This is a genomic window from Xanthomonas sp. NCPPB 3569, assembly GCF_041475645.2.
Taxonomy (GTDB): domain Bacteria; phylum Pseudomonadota; class Gammaproteobacteria; order Xanthomonadales; family Xanthomonadaceae; genus Xanthomonas; species Xanthomonas phaseoli.
This window is the reverse complement of sequence record NZ_CM192969.1, coordinates 558718-574237: the sequence shown is the minus strand read 5'-3', so window position 1 is coordinate 574237 and position 15520 is coordinate 558718. Positions and strand designations below refer to the sequence as shown.

At 63.5% G+C, this 15520-nt stretch carries 13 protein-coding genes and 1 tRNA gene; 8 read left to right on the top strand and 6 right to left on the bottom strand.

The annotated features are described in order from the left end of the window. The first annotated feature begins 9 nt into the window (after nt 1-9). From hrpD6 to ACCQ03_RS02345, 3 genes are all read left to right on the top strand, one after another. A complete protein-coding gene (hrpD6, locus tag ACCQ03_RS02355) occupies nt 10-252 on the top strand; it encodes an Hrp regulator HrpD6 (RefSeq protein WP_057678474.1) in 243 nt (80 codons plus the stop codon). 82 nt (nt 253-334) lie between these two features. Continuing rightward, nucleotides 335-616, top strand: coding sequence for an HrpE family protein (gene hrpE, locus ACCQ03_RS02350; protein WP_280514356.1), 282 nt, complete (start codon nt 335-337; stop codon nt 614-616). Nucleotides 617-670: 54 nt separating this feature from the next. Continuing rightward, nucleotides 671-1141 carry a CesT family type III secretion system chaperone gene (locus ACCQ03_RS02345; RefSeq protein WP_017156500.1) on the top strand — a complete coding sequence of 157 codons (471 nt, stop codon included), beginning with the start codon at nt 671-673 and terminating at the stop codon, nt 1139-1141. A 590-nt stretch (nt 1142-1731) separates the two neighbouring features. On the opposite strand, the gene xopF1 is transcribed toward ACCQ03_RS02345, so the two are convergent. Genes xopF1 through ACCQ03_RS02330 form a run of 3 tightly spaced genes read right to left on the bottom strand, consistent with a single transcriptional unit; the run spans nt 1732 to nt 4193 of the window. Continuing rightward, nucleotides 1732-3750: a type III secretion system effector XopF1 gene (gene xopF1 / locus ACCQ03_RS02340; RefSeq protein ID WP_209225187.1), complete on the bottom strand. Its 2019-nt coding sequence runs from the start codon at nt 3748-3750 to the stop codon at nt 1732-1734. Continuing rightward, nucleotides 3747-4004 carry a hypothetical protein gene (locus ACCQ03_RS02335; RefSeq protein WP_081022987.1) on the bottom strand — a complete coding sequence of 86 codons (258 nt, stop codon included), beginning with the start codon at nt 4002-4004 and terminating at the stop codon, nt 3747-3749. Before ACCQ03_RS02335 ends, xopF1 begins: the two co-directional genes overlap by 4 nt. After that, nucleotides 4005-4193, bottom strand: a complete 189-nt coding sequence (locus ACCQ03_RS02330; protein ID WP_081022986.1) for an HpaI protein — start codon at nt 4191-4193, stop codon at nt 4005-4007. Between the two features lie 978 nt (nt 4194-5171). Between ACCQ03_RS02330 and ACCQ03_RS02325 the strand changes: the two genes are divergently transcribed. Together ACCQ03_RS02325 and xopAE are read left to right on the top strand one after the other, a co-directional pair. Beyond that, nucleotides 5172-7592 (top strand): HrpF/NolX family T3SS translocon protein, encoded by a 2421-nt coding sequence (locus tag ACCQ03_RS02325; RefSeq protein ID WP_209225185.1) that lies wholly within the window; start codon nt 5172-5174, stop codon nt 7590-7592. A 1057-nt stretch (nt 7593-8649) separates the two neighbouring features. Then, nucleotides 8650-10101: a type III secretion system effector XopAE gene (gene xopAE / locus ACCQ03_RS02320; protein WP_057687070.1), complete on the top strand. Its 1452-nt coding sequence runs from the start codon at nt 8650-8652 to the stop codon at nt 10099-10101. Between the two features lie 107 nt (nt 10102-10208). Here xopAE and ACCQ03_RS02315 read toward each other — a convergent pair whose 3' ends face one another. Further along, nucleotides 10209-10343: an integrase core domain-containing protein gene (locus ACCQ03_RS02315; RefSeq protein WP_139791011.1), complete on the bottom strand. Its 135-nt coding sequence runs from the start codon at nt 10341-10343 to the stop codon at nt 10209-10211. A gap of 168 nt (nt 10344-10511) precedes the next feature. Then, nucleotides 10512-10588 (bottom strand) — tRNA-Arg (locus tag ACCQ03_RS02310). Between the two features lie 478 nt (nt 10589-11066). Between ACCQ03_RS02310 and ubiA the strand changes: the two genes are divergently transcribed. Beyond that, nucleotides 11067-11972: a 4-hydroxybenzoate octaprenyltransferase gene (gene ubiA / locus ACCQ03_RS02305; RefSeq protein WP_057687060.1), complete on the top strand. Its 906-nt coding sequence runs from the start codon at nt 11067-11069 to the stop codon at nt 11970-11972. A gap of 385 nt (nt 11973-12357) precedes the next feature. On the opposite strand, the gene ACCQ03_RS02300 is transcribed toward ubiA, so the two are convergent. Beyond that, the gene (locus tag ACCQ03_RS02300; protein ID WP_170922336.1) at nt 12358-13083 is read right to left on the bottom strand and encodes a ComF family protein; all 726 of its coding nucleotides are present in this window, start codon (nt 13081-13083) and stop codon (nt 12358-12360) included. 49 nt (nt 13084-13132) lie between these two features. On the opposite strand from ACCQ03_RS02300, the gene bioB reads away from it, so the two are divergent. Both bioB and bioF read left to right on the top strand, forming a co-directional pair. Next, complete coding sequence (gene bioB / locus ACCQ03_RS02295; protein WP_057678874.1) at nt 13133-14167, top strand: biotin synthase BioB; 1035 nt, start codon at nt 13133-13135, stop codon at nt 14165-14167. Then, the gene (gene bioF / locus ACCQ03_RS02290) at nt 14091-15464 is read left to right on the top strand and encodes an 8-amino-7-oxononanoate synthase (RefSeq protein ID WP_170922335.1); all 1374 of its coding nucleotides are present in this window, start codon (nt 14091-14093) and stop codon (nt 15462-15464) included. The genes bioB and bioF overlap by 77 nt, the downstream gene beginning before the upstream one ends. Nucleotides 15465-15520 lie beyond the last annotated feature (56 nt).

Below are 15520 nucleotides of genomic sequence, written 5' to 3'. Positions count from 1 at the left end.
GAGGCCACTATGTTCGATGCCATGACCGAGACGGTCACCCAGGATATGAGCAAGATTTTGCAGACCAAGGCGGCGGATCCGTCTGGCGAGCGGCTGCGCAACCTCGAGGCAGCGCTCGATGCCACCGCGCAACAGATTCGCATGCACTGGTCCGCGGCGAGCGACCAGACCTCACGCAACGACTTCAATGTCTTGCATGACGGTATGACCGCGGCGCGGAACATCGTCGCGCACATCGCCGGCCTGTCGTAAGTAAATCGATTTCTTGGTCACTTCGACCAAGCACAACGCGCCAGCAGGCGCATCACTACATGCAATATGAAGGAGGCTTGGTATGGAACTATTTCCGCAAATAAGTTCAATCAGATCGCGTTTTGGCCAGGGCATGGATGGCTACACCGGGGGTGTGTCCGGTGGAATCTCTGGTGCTAGTGCACTGTCTGGCGCGAACGGTCAGATGAGTTCGTTGATCAGCGACCTGACCGCTTCTGACGAGGCACAGAAATCGCTGAACAACAAGATCACCATGCTCAAGAACGATCTGGACTTCAACGTGGCGTTGAATAAGTTCATCGGCAAGGCCGGCGACAACGCCAAGCAGCTCGTTGGCCAGTAATCGACATTGGCATGCGCAGGACTTGTAGGGGGTCCTGCGCATGTACCACCGCCGATGAGCAGCGCACGATTCGAAACCATCGTTCGACAGATGTGCGAGGCACTGGACCTACCGGATGTGCAGTCTGTGCTCAGCAGGCGTGTGCTCTGGGTAGAAGGGTTTGAAGTCTACCTCCACGAGCCGACGCCACAGCCCGACGATGAAGTGCAAGAGCAGGCGCTGTATCTGCGCATCTCCTACGGGCTGCCCCCTGCCGGACGGACATTGACGGTTTACCGGCTGTTATTGGAAGCCAATCTGTCCGTGTACGCGCAAGACCAGGCACAGCTTGGACTGAATGATGCCGGCGTCATCGTCCTGATCGTGCGCGTGCCGCTGGACGATGATGTGGATGGATCATGGATATGCGACCTGCTTGCCCACTACGCCGAGCATGGTCGTTACTGGAACAATAATATCTTCGTTGCGCACGACGAAATGTTCGAAGGAATCGCGACGGGGAACTATCTGTGGTTACGCGCCTGACCAAGGCTGGCAAGCATCTTGCCGCCTGGGCCAATCATGGCAACAGCGACGCTGGTCAGCCATGGCACCACGACCAGGCTTTCCAGCCAATTCCACCAGCCTTGCGTGTTGTCTGGACGATGTCACCAATGGCTCGCACTGAATGCAGCTCGATTGAGCATGTCGGGTGTGACGCGCCTGGATCTTTCCCTGCAGATACCCTGCAGGCAACCGTCGCACACCTGCCCCGCAAGATCGCAGCTGCGTGATCGATATGCCCTGCCGCGCACTTCTGCTACGGCGGCGGGTACCCCCATGCGTTTGACGCTGCAGAGACACACGACGACTTTCTGACGAGTTCCCTTCCAGTGCGAGTTGCGCAATGGCATCGATGCGGGCCGCGTTGCCCAGTCCGCCAACCAGCGTCACAGCAAGATCATTGCACGGCGGCAGGCACTGCCACTACGACCAGGTTGCGCAGTGGCATCGCTCTATCTCTGCTGGTGGGTGCTCATCTTCCGGCCGCCACCACCACGCCACAGACGCGACGGCAACTACGTCTGTGGCGGCGGTGTGCAAGACGCACCAGGATCAACGCGATGGCTGAGCGCTCATGCTCGCCCGGTGTCCCACCGACGCGGTTGCTCGCGTTCATGCAACGCACGCTTGAGCGTTTTCAGTTGATCATCCAGCGCCTGCGTCACGTTGTAGCGTGGCGTTGCGCTAAACGTGTCCCTCCAAACATCACGCAGCGCGGTGCGTACGGCATCGATGGTCGCAATCGAGGGAGACTGCGCGCCGATCTCCGTGCGCAATGTCTCCAGGGCCGTCCGCAATGCCTGGCCAAGCGTCCCAGGCCCAGGTGCAGCGCCCACCCCCTCCTCCATGGCACGCGTTTGGGCAGATGTGGGCCCGGAAAGCGCGGCGATCGTCTGGTCGATGGGCTCTGCCAGGGCCTCAAGCGTCTGTGCGATGGTGCGTTCACGCTCGGCTGCCCGGGTGGCACGCGCGTTATCCAGTCGCGCTGCCGGGGAGCTGTTGGTACCGTTCCTGGCCTTGAGCGCATTCCAGAACGTATCGTTGAATAGGGTTTGGACGGTCTGCTGCAAGACAACAGGCACGGAATTGACTGGTTCGCCAGCAACACGGATATGGCTCCCTCCACGCAACGGTGCGACGATCATGCGCGAGGCCCCAAGCGAGCCGAAGCTGGCCATGATATTGCTGAGCATGTGGCGGGCAAAGACGTCACGTACCGTATCGACGACCGCATTGGCGCTGTTGAAACCTTGCTTTGCCAACGCAAAGGCTTCCATTCCGCTTTCCAGCAGATAACGCAGCGGGAAATGGACAGCGTCGGACCATTGTGCGGGCCGACGTGTTTTGTCGGGCAGAGCCAGCGAAAACAGGTTCAAGCGTTGCTTTCCGCCAAGCAGATCCGGCACGTTCATCTGGCCGGTGTGCGCCAAGGCCTTGCTCGTCTCCAGCATTGCTTTTTGCACGATGCCAGCTCCGCCGATGGCGAGCGCGCTCAAGCCCAACTGGCCGACCGGCGTCAGCAAGCCCGGGTCACTGCCGGTCCGACGCGCGGCATTGAACCCTGCATTGATTACTGGCTTGAGCAACAAGGTATCAACCGACTTGTCATCCAGGGTCGATTGGCGATTGGCGATCGCCTGGCGGCGGTCGTGGGCCTGGGCCTTGAGCTCGGCCACCGTGTGCGCCGTGTTCTCGCCCGGACGCGCGAATCGCTTGCCTTCCGCGGTCACTTCCAGAACGACCGGCGGCGGATCGGGCACCAGGACCTTCGGGTCGATGGCCTTGAAGCGCGGCAAGTTGCCGGCGCGCGCGCGCCGGTCCATTGCGGGAAGCAGCAGCGTATCGCTGGTATAGGACGCCATTCCCGCCGCCGCACCAGCAAGAACCGCCGTACTCAGTTGCTCGGCGTCAGGCGGGCGTGCGCCGGCGTAGGCCGCGCCCGTGGCCAGACCGACCGGGTTGCGCATCGCGCCAGTGATGAAGGCCCTGAGACATTCGTAGGCGATCGGCAGCGTTGCCGTTGCGCCTGCCGACTTCATATCGCCAATGATCTGGTACCCGGCATCCGGCCCGAAGGCCGTAACGCGTTCCTGCACGCGTGCGTCCGCCCATTCCAGGTAACTTGCCTGCAATGCACGTTGCTCCTGTGAGGGCGCAGCAAATGGCAGATCTTCCAGCGCGGCGCGTAGCTGCGCTTTCGCCTCGGCGACGGCTGCAGCACTGCGCGCCTCATAGGTGGCCGCAGCGACCGCCCCATGCTGTGGTTCCAACTCCGCGTGCGGGGCTGCGGTCTGCGCGCTGTAGAACGTTGTATCCGAAGACTGCGACGACTGCGACGACTGCGACGACTCGGACCGATGCGACCGACCGAGTGCGTCCGCCTCTTCGTCTGCATGGGTGGTCGTCTGACGTGAGGACGCGCGGCGACCGCGCAACGCCGCGCCGGAAGAGGACAAGCCGGCAAGCGGCCCAGAGAGTGCGCGCTCTTCTGGACCGGCAGCGCGCTCTTCGGCCTGCGTTGGTGGTGCCGGAACAAGACCCGACGTTGCACGGCTACTGGAGGCGGTCCCGATATGGCTGGGGAGCCTCATGATGCCACCTCGGCCTTCGTATCGACCTGGATCGCCAGCGCGTCGAGCACGACACGTGCGACCACCTGCCCAAGTTCCAGTGCAGCGGCCACCTCTTCAGGGCTGCGCACGCGCAACAGCGGGCACACGCATAGCAGGCCGAGGTCCGAGAGCGTGAGCCGCCATCCGTACTCGGTCAGCAGCTGCTCCTGCAGCGAGAGCAGGGTCACCACCTCGTCGCCACCGAATTCACGTGCCGCCAGGGGCAAGATCACTTACGGAAAGGCCATCAATTCGTCTTGCTCTCCCTGCGTATGCACACGGCACAGCATGCCGGCTGGCCCCAGAATGGTTTCGCCTTCGCCGAGCCGCTGCGCAAGCTCTCCCGGCAAGCCGAGACATGCGCTCAGGCCGATAAAGAAAGCGGTATTCGCTGATTTTCGATTGTGCGATTCCAACGTCATCAGAGGTACTCCGTGAGGACATATTCGATGTAGGACTCATGCACCAACATGTCGTGCCAATGCACCAATTGTGTGCGGCAAGATTGTCTTGCGCCGTGCTTCGCACCCGAGCGAAGCACGGCGAACCACCTGCGCTGCACACGAAGCTGGGGCACGGCTAATCGGCTAACCAAAACCTGCGCCACACTTTCGGAGCGGACACAAGCGAAGCGGAGGCGACTTCGATCCGGCGAGTCATCCGGCGCGCCAGCTTTACCTACAGGCGATGCAGAAAGGCCTCGCAACCTGGCGACTTATATGCGCACGGCGCATGACATCGGTATTAATTCGCTGCGCACATCATCGAATTCGATTCCAGCGATCTCCATTACGATCATGCGTGTATTTCCACCCGGAGCAGCCGGATATTCCGAACAAGGCGTATGACACCAATTCTTGCCACGCATTGGTGTGCGACGTCACGACACGCTGTGTGAGCAGTGTCTGGCAGCGCCTGGTGTTTGCCGCTGGATCCAGGTCTCGGCGCCAAAGCTTGTCCCGCACACAGCCAATAGCCACGGCGCTCACGGTCCGAGCATGCGGTGTACGGCATCGGCAACGTGACGCCGAACGCGGATGATTTGAGCAGATCGCCACCGGCGGGACGTGCGGGCGCACACGCGCGCGGGTGTCGATCGAAGCACGCGACGCTATCGGCATCGCACACGCAACGCCGTATTAACTCGATCGTCATGTTTTTCGCAGGCCACAACGGGGGCACGCGTCTACCGGTCCGCTGCGCGCGACCGAGCAGTTCCTGAATAGGACATCGACACATCGGTCTTTGCGCTTTTTTCGCCAAAATAGTTCGTCGATCAAGATGCACAGTGTGCACATTGGCACCATACGACTACACCGCATGGGCGCGCCCGTGCGGCCGTATAAGACAATGCTTATACGCAGGTACTCTGCCAATTCCGCTATTGCGAGGCTGCCTATATGTCGCTCAATACGTTTTCTACCGGGAGTAACCCCAGCCAACTGCTGGGCACTCCTCTCAACGAGTCGGATCCGTCGGAGCTATTCGGGTCGGATGCGTCCACGGACGACTCCGATCTGCCATCGACGATGGATGACATCTTCCTGATGGTCTACCAGCTGCTGGCAGCCCTCCAGGCCAACACGCCAACGAGTGCCTCCACGACTGCGCCGGGCGATACGCCGGCAAATACGCCAAGCGACGCTACCAGCACCTCCTCCTCGGCATCGGACGATCAAGCCAACCAGCCGATCGAGAAACGCACCTCGTGGCCATCGTTGGGCTACGACTTCGATCCCAAGGACATCAAGGGCAAGGATGCGCCGCCGGCGCTGGAAGGCTCGACGGTCACCTGGAACGGTGGCACGCTCACTCCATCGGAGCTACAGATCGTTTCGACCTTGAATGCCCACAAGGATCAGATGCCGCTCGAGTACAAGAATCTCGACGACAAGATCAACGACCCTTCCACGCCCGCCGACCTGAAGGCCGCATTGCAGGGACTGAAGCAGGACCCGCGCCTGTTCTTTGCGATCGGTTCGCAGGGAGACGGCAAGTGCGGCGGCAAGATCAAGGCGCAGGATCTTTGGGATTTCTCCGATTCGCATCCGCAGGTCAAGGAGCTCGGCGGCAAGAACGATGAGTTCAACCCCAAGAACATCAAGGGTTCCAACCCGCCACCAGCTGCGGAGGGCTCGACGGTCACCTGGAACGACGGCCAGCTCAATCAATCCGAATTGGAAATTGTTTCGGTCCTGGATCGGCACAAGGACCAGGTCGACTCGTTGTCCTTCGATCAGCTGGACGCAAAGATCAACGACCCGTCGACGCAATCTGACTTGAAGGAAGCGCTTAAAGGATTGCAGAAGGATCCGCGGCTGTTCTTTGCCATCGGCTCGCAGAAGGACGGCAAGTGCGGCGGCAAGATCAAGGCGAAGGACCTGACGGACTTTTCCTCCCATCACCCGCAAATTGCCGAATACAACGACAAGAAGGCCAAGGATTACACGCAGAACTACATCGCATCCGATAGCCCCGACAAAACCAAGGCGTCGGTCATGACCAAAAGCGATGCCTTGCGCGAGCTGTATCGCTATTCCGACTATCTGCCCGACAACCTGAGCGAGGACGAATTCGCCAAGATCGTCGATGGCGACAGCAAGACCGGCAAGTGCCCGCCCCAGGTGATCGCGGCTGCCCAATATTTTCGCGATCACCCCGACGAGTGGAAGGAGTTTGCAGGAGATTCCGGCTCGATGAGTACGCCGGACTTCCTGCAGAAATCCAGCTCCGAGATTCACCTGACGGCGGACGAGCAGAAGACGCTGGATACCATCAACAGTCATCAAGACGCGTTCTACGGCGACGGTAAGGAGGTCACGCGCGACAAGCTCGACGCGATCTCCAAGGACGACAAAGCCGACCCCGCAGTGAAGCAGGCCGCCACGCAGTTGTTGAACGATCCGTTGCTGTTCGGCTTGTTGAACAACTCGATCACCGGCTACAAGAAGCCCCATCACTTCTTCGGCGGCGGCCATGTCGTCGATTCGGGCAAGATCAGCCAGAACGATTTCCGGCAGTTCTATGACCACATGAGTGCAGCCAACAAGACCGTGGATACGCCGGCCACGCACGAGGCCAGCTCGCCCGATCAGCAAAAGGCCGTCGCAGACATGCTGGTGGGCAAGGACGATCCGCCGGCGATCAAGAAGCCCAAAAAGGACGTTGGCACGTTCCAACACGGCCTGCATGAGTTCCTCAAGTGGGACAGCAAGATCCTGGACTGGATGTCCGTGGGGCTCAGCGCATTGAACGGGATCCCCATCATCGGCGAAATTGCCGATGCGGCGTCGATTGCATTGGAGAGCGAGGCGCAGGCGGCGCAGGTGGTCGACACCGCGATTCAAGGTGGCGACATGTCGCTGGCGTTGAAGCTGGCCGGCATCAATATGGCCGGGGCAGTCGTCGGAGCAGTCGGCGGACCCACGGCCAGAATCGGGGCCAAGGGGGTCGCCGAGGCCGCGACCAAGGAAGCAGGCAAGAGCGCGGCCAAGGCAACTGCAAAGGGAACGGCCAGCGGCGTCGCCAAGGGCACCGGTAAAACGGCGACACAGCGTCCGACTGCCGGGGAGTTCTTAAAAGGCTATGCCGCCGGCACCAGCATCAGTAAATGGGTGGAAATTCTCAAGACGCCCGTATTGGCGGGCCTGCATTACGAAGAATACAAGTTGGACCAGCAGCAAAACGGACAAATCCACCAAAATCTGGAGAAGTCGGGCGGCGTTCCGGTGGGCAAGCAAATTATTCCCACGAACATTGCCAACAACTTCGAGGGAGACATGCGCCAGAATCTGAGGAACATCAGAATACGTCGTCGATAACCTGTACAGGGCGATAATCCATTCAACGTCTTGCAGCCGGCGTTGGCGCTCGAGAGGGCAGGTCTTGAGGCAAGGCCGATCGATCCGCCACGACGTGCTGCAGGGCGCGCTGCGATGATGCGTTTGCCTATCGCCTAGCGGCTTCGCAGCGCGTGCCTCTAAGCGCCTGCATGCACGTTAAGCCGCCGCTGTGGCGGTGACGTGCCTTCCGGCGAACAGGCGAGGGGATGCCGGGCGCTCTCCCCGGATCATCTACGTCCTTGCAAGGAAGACGATCGACGCGCGTGAATACTGCATCGCAAGAGATGCGCCGCACCACCTCCTCGATCGCCTGTCGCCACCGCGTGTATCACGTCGAAGACCGATGCGATCGAACGCCGGACCATGCCCCGCTGTCGGTGAGCAGGTATGCAGCACAGGGACGCGCTTGCAAGAAAGCGCCCGATTCGTCAGGCGATGCAATCGCTTCGCTTTGGTGCAGCGATTGCAATTGCATCGCCGTAGCCTGGCTTCGGGAACGCTGCACTCAGCCGACTACGCAGGAGATACCTCCATGTTCAATGTCAATCGCCTACTACGCTCTCGCCCGCGAACGGATACCGCCGATCAAGCGCCTGCTGAAGACAGGCCTTCACGGCAATCTTCGCAACCGGAGGGCTTGCTAAGCCCTCTGCTCGCGCGGCCGCGACGGCGCGAAAGCACGTCAGCGGCAGACACGTCGACGCCAAGAAATGCCGCGCAAGGGCGCCTTTTCCGATCGCCGTTGCATCCGTCGAGTCAGCCGGCGGCACTCGCGGGCGCCTCTTCTGCACCACCGGGCAGTATCGAGCGCGACATCGACGAATGGCTGGCGCAAAGCCTACCGATGGCAGAGCGGGTCCGGACGGGCTACAACCTGCACGACGGGCAGAGGGATACGTCGCGGGAGGTGCTGCAAAGCGTGGCAGACAAAATCCGCCGTGCAGCGACCCGCCGCAGCACCGAACTTGTTCTCGACTACGGCCTCCCTGCCACGACGCTCCCCGATGCGATCGGCCGGCTCGACGCCCTACAGAAATTGACGCTGGTGCATACCGGGCTTCAGTCGCTGCCAGACAACCTGGGACAGCTGCGCCAGCTCCGCCATCTGCAGGTCGTTGGCGCGCACGGTCTGAAAAAGTTGCCACCCTCGTTGACGCGCCTGTCCAATCTAGAAACCCTTCAATTGGCGTTGGCTCCGTTGGACGAGTTGCCCGCAGACCTGGGGCGCATGCAAGGTCTGCGCAGCCTCACGCTGGCAGGCGGGCACTATGCGCGCCTGCCAGCCAGCATCGTTGAACTGAGCCACTTGACCGAGTTGCGTATGCCGCACTCTTCGCATTTTCACGAGTTGCCTGAGAACATCGGCCTCATGCGGGGCCTCAGGTCACTGGAGGTGGCATCGAATTCCAAGCTTGAGCGGCTTCCTGGCAGCCTCACCCAGCTGCATAGGCTGGAAAAACTCAATCTGTCGTCCAACCGCCGCCTGGCGCACTTGCCTGAGGACATCGGTCAACTGCGCGGCTTGACGGAACTGTCGCTGAAAGGTTGCGCCGCGCTCCGGCAGCTGCCCGACAGCGTGGCGGATCTGGCCCAATTGCAACTGCTGGACCTGCGCGACACGGGCCTGCAGACCCTTCCACAGTCGCTGGCCCGACTGCCCGCTCAATGCGATATCAAGGTGCCGGATCATCTGGCAGACCAATTGCTGCAGATCCGCGACCCGGAGCGCGCGCAGCGCCAGGCACAGCGCGCGGCACAGCGGCTGGCCGAGCGGAGACAACGCGCGCCCGTGCCGGCGGCGCAGCAGGCCGGGTCGTCATGGAACCGCGTCCCCGAGTTCACGCGCGTGTTGCGCAGTGTCGATGCCGACCTGGGCGAGCGTTTTGACAAGTGGGCGCAGGGCCTGGCGCAAAATGCCAGGATCTTCGGCGCAGCCATTACATCGGCCGACATGCCCCTGCTGGACCAGGTGGTGGCCGAGGCCATTCGATCACCCGAATTCCGCAGCAGCTTCGGCCAATTCTTGAGCGACCACACCCCCAAGAGACTGAACCTGGACGGCATGACGCAGGTGGGTGGTTCCGGGCCGGCCGTGCGAGGAGACGTCAAGACCGCGTTTGCGGAGATGCTCAAGCATAAGCTCATGCACATGCAGGACCCCGAGACGGCGCTGGGCCTGCTGCAGGAAGCGCTGCAAAATCCCGACCTGGGGCTGTCCAGGGAGAGGCTGCTGCGCAGCAGGAATGAACTCAACGGGCGTGTGGAAATGTGGCCGCCACTGAAGGCCTACATCTCCATGCACGATGTGGAGGGAAAAGCGGCGCAGGATGCGGCGATCACGTGGGCGATGGCTCAGCTTGACGAAGCGCATGAGGGTGTCATCGGGGAAGCGGAGGCCAAGCAGGAGTCCGAGCAGGCGCAGGCCAACGCGAACCGCTTCATCGAGCGGCGGGCGCGTGTACTGCTCGGGGAATGGGGCATCCGTTAGGCCCTGGCGTCCGGCGAGGCCACTCCCGCAGTTGAGAATGGATAGGCATGCTGATGATGTTGATCGCAGAACGCGGCGGGTGTTTGCCCGCCGCGTCCATGCAGTGGTTATTGGCTGCCGGCAACCAGCCACACGGCGGCGGTCTGTTTGTTCGCTTCGCTCAAACTGCGGAACCCGTGCATCTCTAGGACGCCGCGTTGGTCGCTGTCGTTGAAGCGTTCCATGAAGCCGCTTGACTGCATGGGACATCCCTCTTCTGCGTGGCTGCGTTGAGGGCGGATGCGCCCATCTATGCCCGATCAGCCTGGATGCCAATGGATCCGAGTGGACCGTTCGCTGTACAGGCAACAAAAAACCCCCGATCTCTCGAGGGTTTTTTTTAAATCCCAGCACAAGCTCTGGAACTGAACTGGTGCGCCCGGAGGGATTCGAACCCCCGACCAATGGCTTCGGAAGCCACTACTCTATCCGGCTGAGCTACGAGCGCCTGGCCGCGCATTATGCCAGAACAGCCGGCGTGCGCGTGATGGGGCCGGGCGCCGCGGGTCTTGGCGAGCCGCGGCGTCGCTCCAGACGTGATGACGCCGGCGTCTCGGCCCGGGCGGTCGCTGTGCGACACCGGGTGCCCAGGTTCAAGCGCGCAGGGCCACGCGTACAGCCGTGTGGCCATCTCAAGCGGCCGTTGCCAGACGCAAGCCTGCTCAGCGTCCCCACCTGACAGTCAGCTTGAGCACGCGCCTGAGCGCGCTCACTGCCAAGCTTGCGTGGCAACCACACCGCCTGCCGCAGCCCGCCCGCATCAACGCCCGGCCCCCGGCCGCTCGCAGCATTGCTTGCTGCGGCCAGCCGCACCCCATGAACAGCCGGCCATCGCGCAGGCAGGGCATTGCCAGGATTGCCGCCCGCACAGCGCCCACCCCGCGTCCACATGACCACGGCCGAGCCGCGCTGCTACCCTTTGCCGCATGAGCAAGCATGGTGTCGAACAATTGCCCACAGCGCGCGCGCTGACGTGGCCGCAGCGATTGGGCCAGTACTGGAAGCTGGTCCGTGGCGACCGTCCGATCGGGAGCCTGTTGTTGCTCTGGCCCACCTGGTGGGCGTTGTGGCTGGCGGCCGATGGCCTGCCGCCGTTGTGGACGCTGTTCGTGTTCACCGCCGGGGTGTGGCTGACCCGTTCGGCCGGCTGCGTGATCAACGATTACGCCGACCGCTGGCTGGATCCGCACGTGGAGCGCACCAAATCGCGCCCGCTGGCCACCGGCGCGGTCTCCGGGCGCGAGGCGCTCTGGGTGTTCGTGGTGCTGATGCTGGTGGCCTTCGCACTGGTGCTCACGCTCAACTGGCTCACCGTGGCGCTGAGCGTGCCCGGCGTCTTCCTGGCCGCCAGCTACCCCTATCTCAAGCGCCATACCCACCTGCCGCAGGTCTATCTGGGCATGGCGTTCGGCTGGGGCATCCCGATGGCCTTCGCCGCCGTGCAAGGCAGCGTGCCGTTGCTGGGCTGGCTGCTATATGCCGCCAACATCCTGTGGGCCACCGCCTACGACACCTGGTACGCCATGGTCGACCGCGACGACGACATCCGCATGGGCAGCAAATCCACCGCCATCCTGTTCGGTAGATTCGATCTGATCGCGCAAGGCATCTTGTATGCGCTGATGGCCGCGACGCTGGGATTGGTCGGCCTGCGCGCCGATCTCGGTGTGGCGTACTGGGCCGGTCTGGCCGTTGCGGCGCTGCTGGTCGCCTACGAATTCCGTATCGCCCGCCACCGCGAGCGCGGCCCCTGCTTCCACGCCTTCCTGCACAACAACTGGGTTGGCCTGGCGATCTTCGTCGGCATCGCAGTGGCGGTGGCGGGGCGGTAGCTTGGGGATTGGGGATTGGGGATTGGGGATTGGGGATTGGGGATTGGGGATTGGGGATTGGGGATTGGGGATTGGGGATTGGGGATTGGGGATTGGGGATTGGGGATCGCGGATCGGGGATCGGGGATCGGGGATCGGGGATCGGGGATCGGGGATCGGGGATCCGTCGATTACAGACCAGATGTTGGGATTACGGGTGAGGGTTCGAAGCGTGCGGGCATCTTTGACCGCTCGACTCCTCGTCTAGCCCTGCGCCGTCCACCCACCGAAGCCGCATCGCCTTCCACCGCGCTGTCCTGTCAGCCAGCGAGCCCCTCTCCTGCGGGAGAGGGGTTGGGGTGAGGGTACGGGCGAAGCCGCGCGCACCCGGTGCCGGCAGGCCAGGTCAAGGCACCCGCGCGCAGACCCAGGCATCCACCCGTTGAACACCCGCCTTGCGCAAGGCCTTCGCCGCGGCGTGGAGTGTCGCGCCGGTCGTCATCACGTCGTCCACCAAGGCCACATGCGCCGGCAAGGCGCCGCGGGCCTCGAACGCATCGCGCAGATTGCGCTGCCGCTCGACCGCATCCAGTTCGGATTGCGGTGCGGTCGCGCGAACGCGTCGCAGCAATGGCAGGCACGGCAGCTGCAGCGCGCGGCCCAGCGGTCGGGCCAGCTCCAGCGCCTGGTCGTAACCGCGCTGGCGCAGGCGCTGCCGGTGCAGGCTTACCGGCACCAACGCCTGCGGGCGCGGCAGCCCCACGCAGCGCCGAGCCATCAGTTCGCTGAGCAGGCGGCCTGCCGCCAGGTCCTGATGGAACTTGAACCGCCGCAGCAGCCCATCCACCGGCCAGCGATAGGTAAAACAGGCATGCACCCGCTGCAGCGGTGGTGGGTGCTGCAGGCACTGCCCGCACAGCGCCACCGCGTCGGAAGCGAACAGTTGGGTGGCGCAGCACAGGCAGGCGTGGCCGTGGTCGGGCAAGGCGGCGCGGCATGCGGGGCAGAGATCGCCGTCGGGCGTGCCGGCCTCGGCGCAGACCAGACACAGGCTCGGCAGCAACAGCCGCAGCACCCGCTGCGGCCATCTGTAAACCGATCGGACCTGATTGAAGTTGACAGCCTCTTCCATGCTCACCAGACTGCCTGGCTTCCAAGCCGCTGACTGTCAGGAAACTCCGATGTCTGTTGTCCTCCGCCATGACTGGGATCGCAAAGAGCTGCAGGCGTTGTTCGATCTGCCGTTTCCGGAGCTGCTGCATCGCGCGGCCAGCTTGCATCGCGCGCACTTCGACCCGGCGCAAGTGCAGGTGTCCACCTTGCTCTCGGTCAAGACCGGCGGTTGCCCGGAAGACTGCGCGTATTGCCCGCAGGCGCAGCGCTACGACACCGGCGTGAGCGCGCAGAAGCTCATGGAGACCGAAGAGGTCGTCGCCAAGGCGCGCCAGGCCAAGGCCGCCGGCGCCTCGCGCTTCTGCATGGGCGCCGCCTGGCGCTCGCCCAAGGAGCGCGACATCCCCAAGGTGGCCGCCATGATCCGCGAGGTGAAGGCCATGGGCCTGGAAACCTGCGCCACGCTCGGCATGCTCGACGCCGGCCAGGCGCGTGCGCTCAAGGATGCCGGACTTGACTACTACAACCACAATCTGGACACCGCGCCGGATTACTACGACTCGATCATCCATACCCGCCAGTACCAGGACCGTCTGAACACGCTGGAGCATGTGCGCGATGTCGGCCTGAAGACCTGCTGCGGCGGCATCGTCGGCATGGGCGAAACCCGCGAACACCGCATCGGCCTGCTGCTGGCGCTGGCCACGCTGCCGGCGCATCCGGATTCGGTGCCGATCAACCAGCTGGTGCAGGTCCCCGGTACGCCACTGCATGGCACCCAGCAACTGGATCCGTTCGAGTTCGTGCGCATGATCGCCGTGGCCCGTATCGCCATGCCGAAATCGATGGTGCGCCTGTCTGCCGGCCGCGAGGCGATGAGCGACGAACTGCAGGCGCTGTGCTTCCTGGCCGGTGCCAATTCGATTTTCTACGGCGAAAAACTGCTCACCACCGGCAACCCGGACACCGAGCGCGACCAGGCCCTGTTCCAGCGCCTGGGCCTGCGTCCGATGCAGATCACCGTCGATGCGGCCGAGCACGATCACCCCGGCACCGTCCATGCGGAGATCACCCGCAGCGCGGCCTGCGAGCACGCCGCCTGACCCGGTGCCGGGCACCGGTCGTCGGTGGCGGCTGGGCGCCCCGAGCCCGGCACGCTACGCTAGCCGGCCTTCCCTGCCGTTGAACGCCCCCATGGCTCGCCCCGATCTGCACGAACGGATTTCGTCGCTGCGTAAATTGCGTGTGGCCCAGGAACGGGTGCGGGTGCGGCGACAGGTGGGCAGGCGCGATGGCGTGCGGCTGGAGATCGATGGCCGTTGGCTGACCGGTTTCTGTTCCAACGACTACCTGGGCCTGTCGCAACAGTTCGAAGTGGTCGCCGCGCTGCAGGATGCCGCTGCCCGCGATGGTGCCGGCGCCACCGCCTCGCATCTGATCTGCGGCCACCACACCGCGCACGAAACGCTCGAACGCGAAATCGCCGACTGGCTGGGCTATCCGTCGGCGTTGCTGTTCGGCAGCGGCTTCATCGCCAATCTGGCCGTGCAACAGGCATTGCTCAGCGAAGAAGACGACGTCTGCGTGCAGGACCGGCTCAATCACGCCAGCCTGCTCGATGCCACGCGGCTGGCCGGCTGCCGGCTGCGGCGCTATCCGCACCTGGACGTGGAAGGCGCGATGCGCCAGCTCAAGGGCGCGCCCGAGGGCGCAGCGATGCTGGCCACCGACGGCGTTTTCAGCATGGATGGCGATGTCGCGCCGCTGCGCGCCTTGAGCCTGGTGGCACGCATGCAGCAAGCGCTGTTCTATGTGGACGACGCGCACGGTGTGGGCGTGCTCGGCCCGCAAGGGCGTGGTTGCGTGGCCGATGCCGGCTTGGGCGTGGCCGAAGTGCCGTTGCAGTTGGTCACGCTGGGCAAGGCGCTCGGTGGCTACGGCGCGGTGGTGGTGGGCGAAGAAGCGCTGGTGCGCCATCTGGCCGAAACCGCGCGTCCCTACATCTACACCACTGCGTTGCCGCCGGCGCAGGTCGCGGCCACCCTGGCGGCGGTGCGCCTGGCGCGTCGCGACGATTGGCGGCGTACGCGCCTGGTCGAATTGATCGGTGCGTTCCGCGATGGCGCGCGCAAGCACGGCTTCGAACTGATGGCCTCCGACACGCCGATCCAGCCGCTGCTATGCGGCGAGGAAGCAACCGTGATGGCGATGTCGGCTGCACTGGAACAGGCAGGTTTCATGGTGGGCGCCATTCGTCCGCCCACCGTGCCCGAAGGCAAGGCGCGCTTGCGCATCACCTTGTCTGCGTTGCATACGCCACAGCAGGTGCAGACATTGATCGAGGCCATCGTGCAGGCGCGCGATGTGGTCAGTCGGCAGCCGCTGCGTGCCTCTGCCTGAGGCACGTGGCAGTGCGTGGCTGGCCTGTACGCAGACACGCGTGGGCCACTCAACCA

What these genes read in the sequence shown, in the direction of transcription:
- hrpD6 (WP_057678474.1), top strand. Translation starts at nt 10, where the DNA reads ATGTTCGATGCCATGACCGAGACGGTCACCCAGGATATGAGCAAGATT.
- hrpE (WP_280514356.1), top strand. Translation starts at nt 335, where the DNA reads ATGGAACTATTTCCGCAAATAAGTTCAATCAGATCGCGTTTTGGCCAG.
- ACCQ03_RS02345 (WP_017156500.1), top strand. Translation starts at nt 671, where the DNA reads ATGAGCAGCGCACGATTCGAAACCATCGTTCGACAGATGTGCGAGGCA.
- xopF1 (WP_209225187.1), bottom strand. Translation starts at nt 3,750, where the DNA reads ATGAGGCTCCCCAGCCATATCGGGACCGCCTCCAGTAGCCGTGCAACG.
- ACCQ03_RS02330 (WP_081022986.1), bottom strand. Translation starts at nt 4,193, where the DNA reads ATGACGTTGGAATCGCACAATCGAAAATCAGCGAATACCGCTTTCTTT.
- ACCQ03_RS02325 (WP_209225185.1), top strand. Translation starts at nt 5,172, where the DNA reads ATGTCGCTCAATACGTTTTCTACCGGGAGTAACCCCAGCCAACTGCTG.
- ACCQ03_RS02315 (WP_139791011.1), bottom strand. Translation starts at nt 10,343, where the DNA reads ATGCAGTCAAGCGGCTTCATGGAACGCTTCAACGACAGCGACCAACGC.
- ubiA (WP_057687060.1), top strand. Translation starts at nt 11,067, where the DNA reads ATGAGCAAGCATGGTGTCGAACAATTGCCCACAGCGCGCGCGCTGACG.
- ACCQ03_RS02300 (WP_170922336.1), bottom strand. Translation starts at nt 13,083, where the DNA reads ATGGAAGAGGCTGTCAACTTCAATCAGGTCCGATCGGTTTACAGATGG.
- bioB (WP_057678874.1), top strand. Translation starts at nt 13,133, where the DNA reads ATGTCTGTTGTCCTCCGCCATGACTGGGATCGCAAAGAGCTGCAGGCG.
- bioF (WP_170922335.1), top strand. Translation starts at nt 14,091, where the DNA reads ATGCGGCCGAGCACGATCACCCCGGCACCGTCCATGCGGAGATCACCC.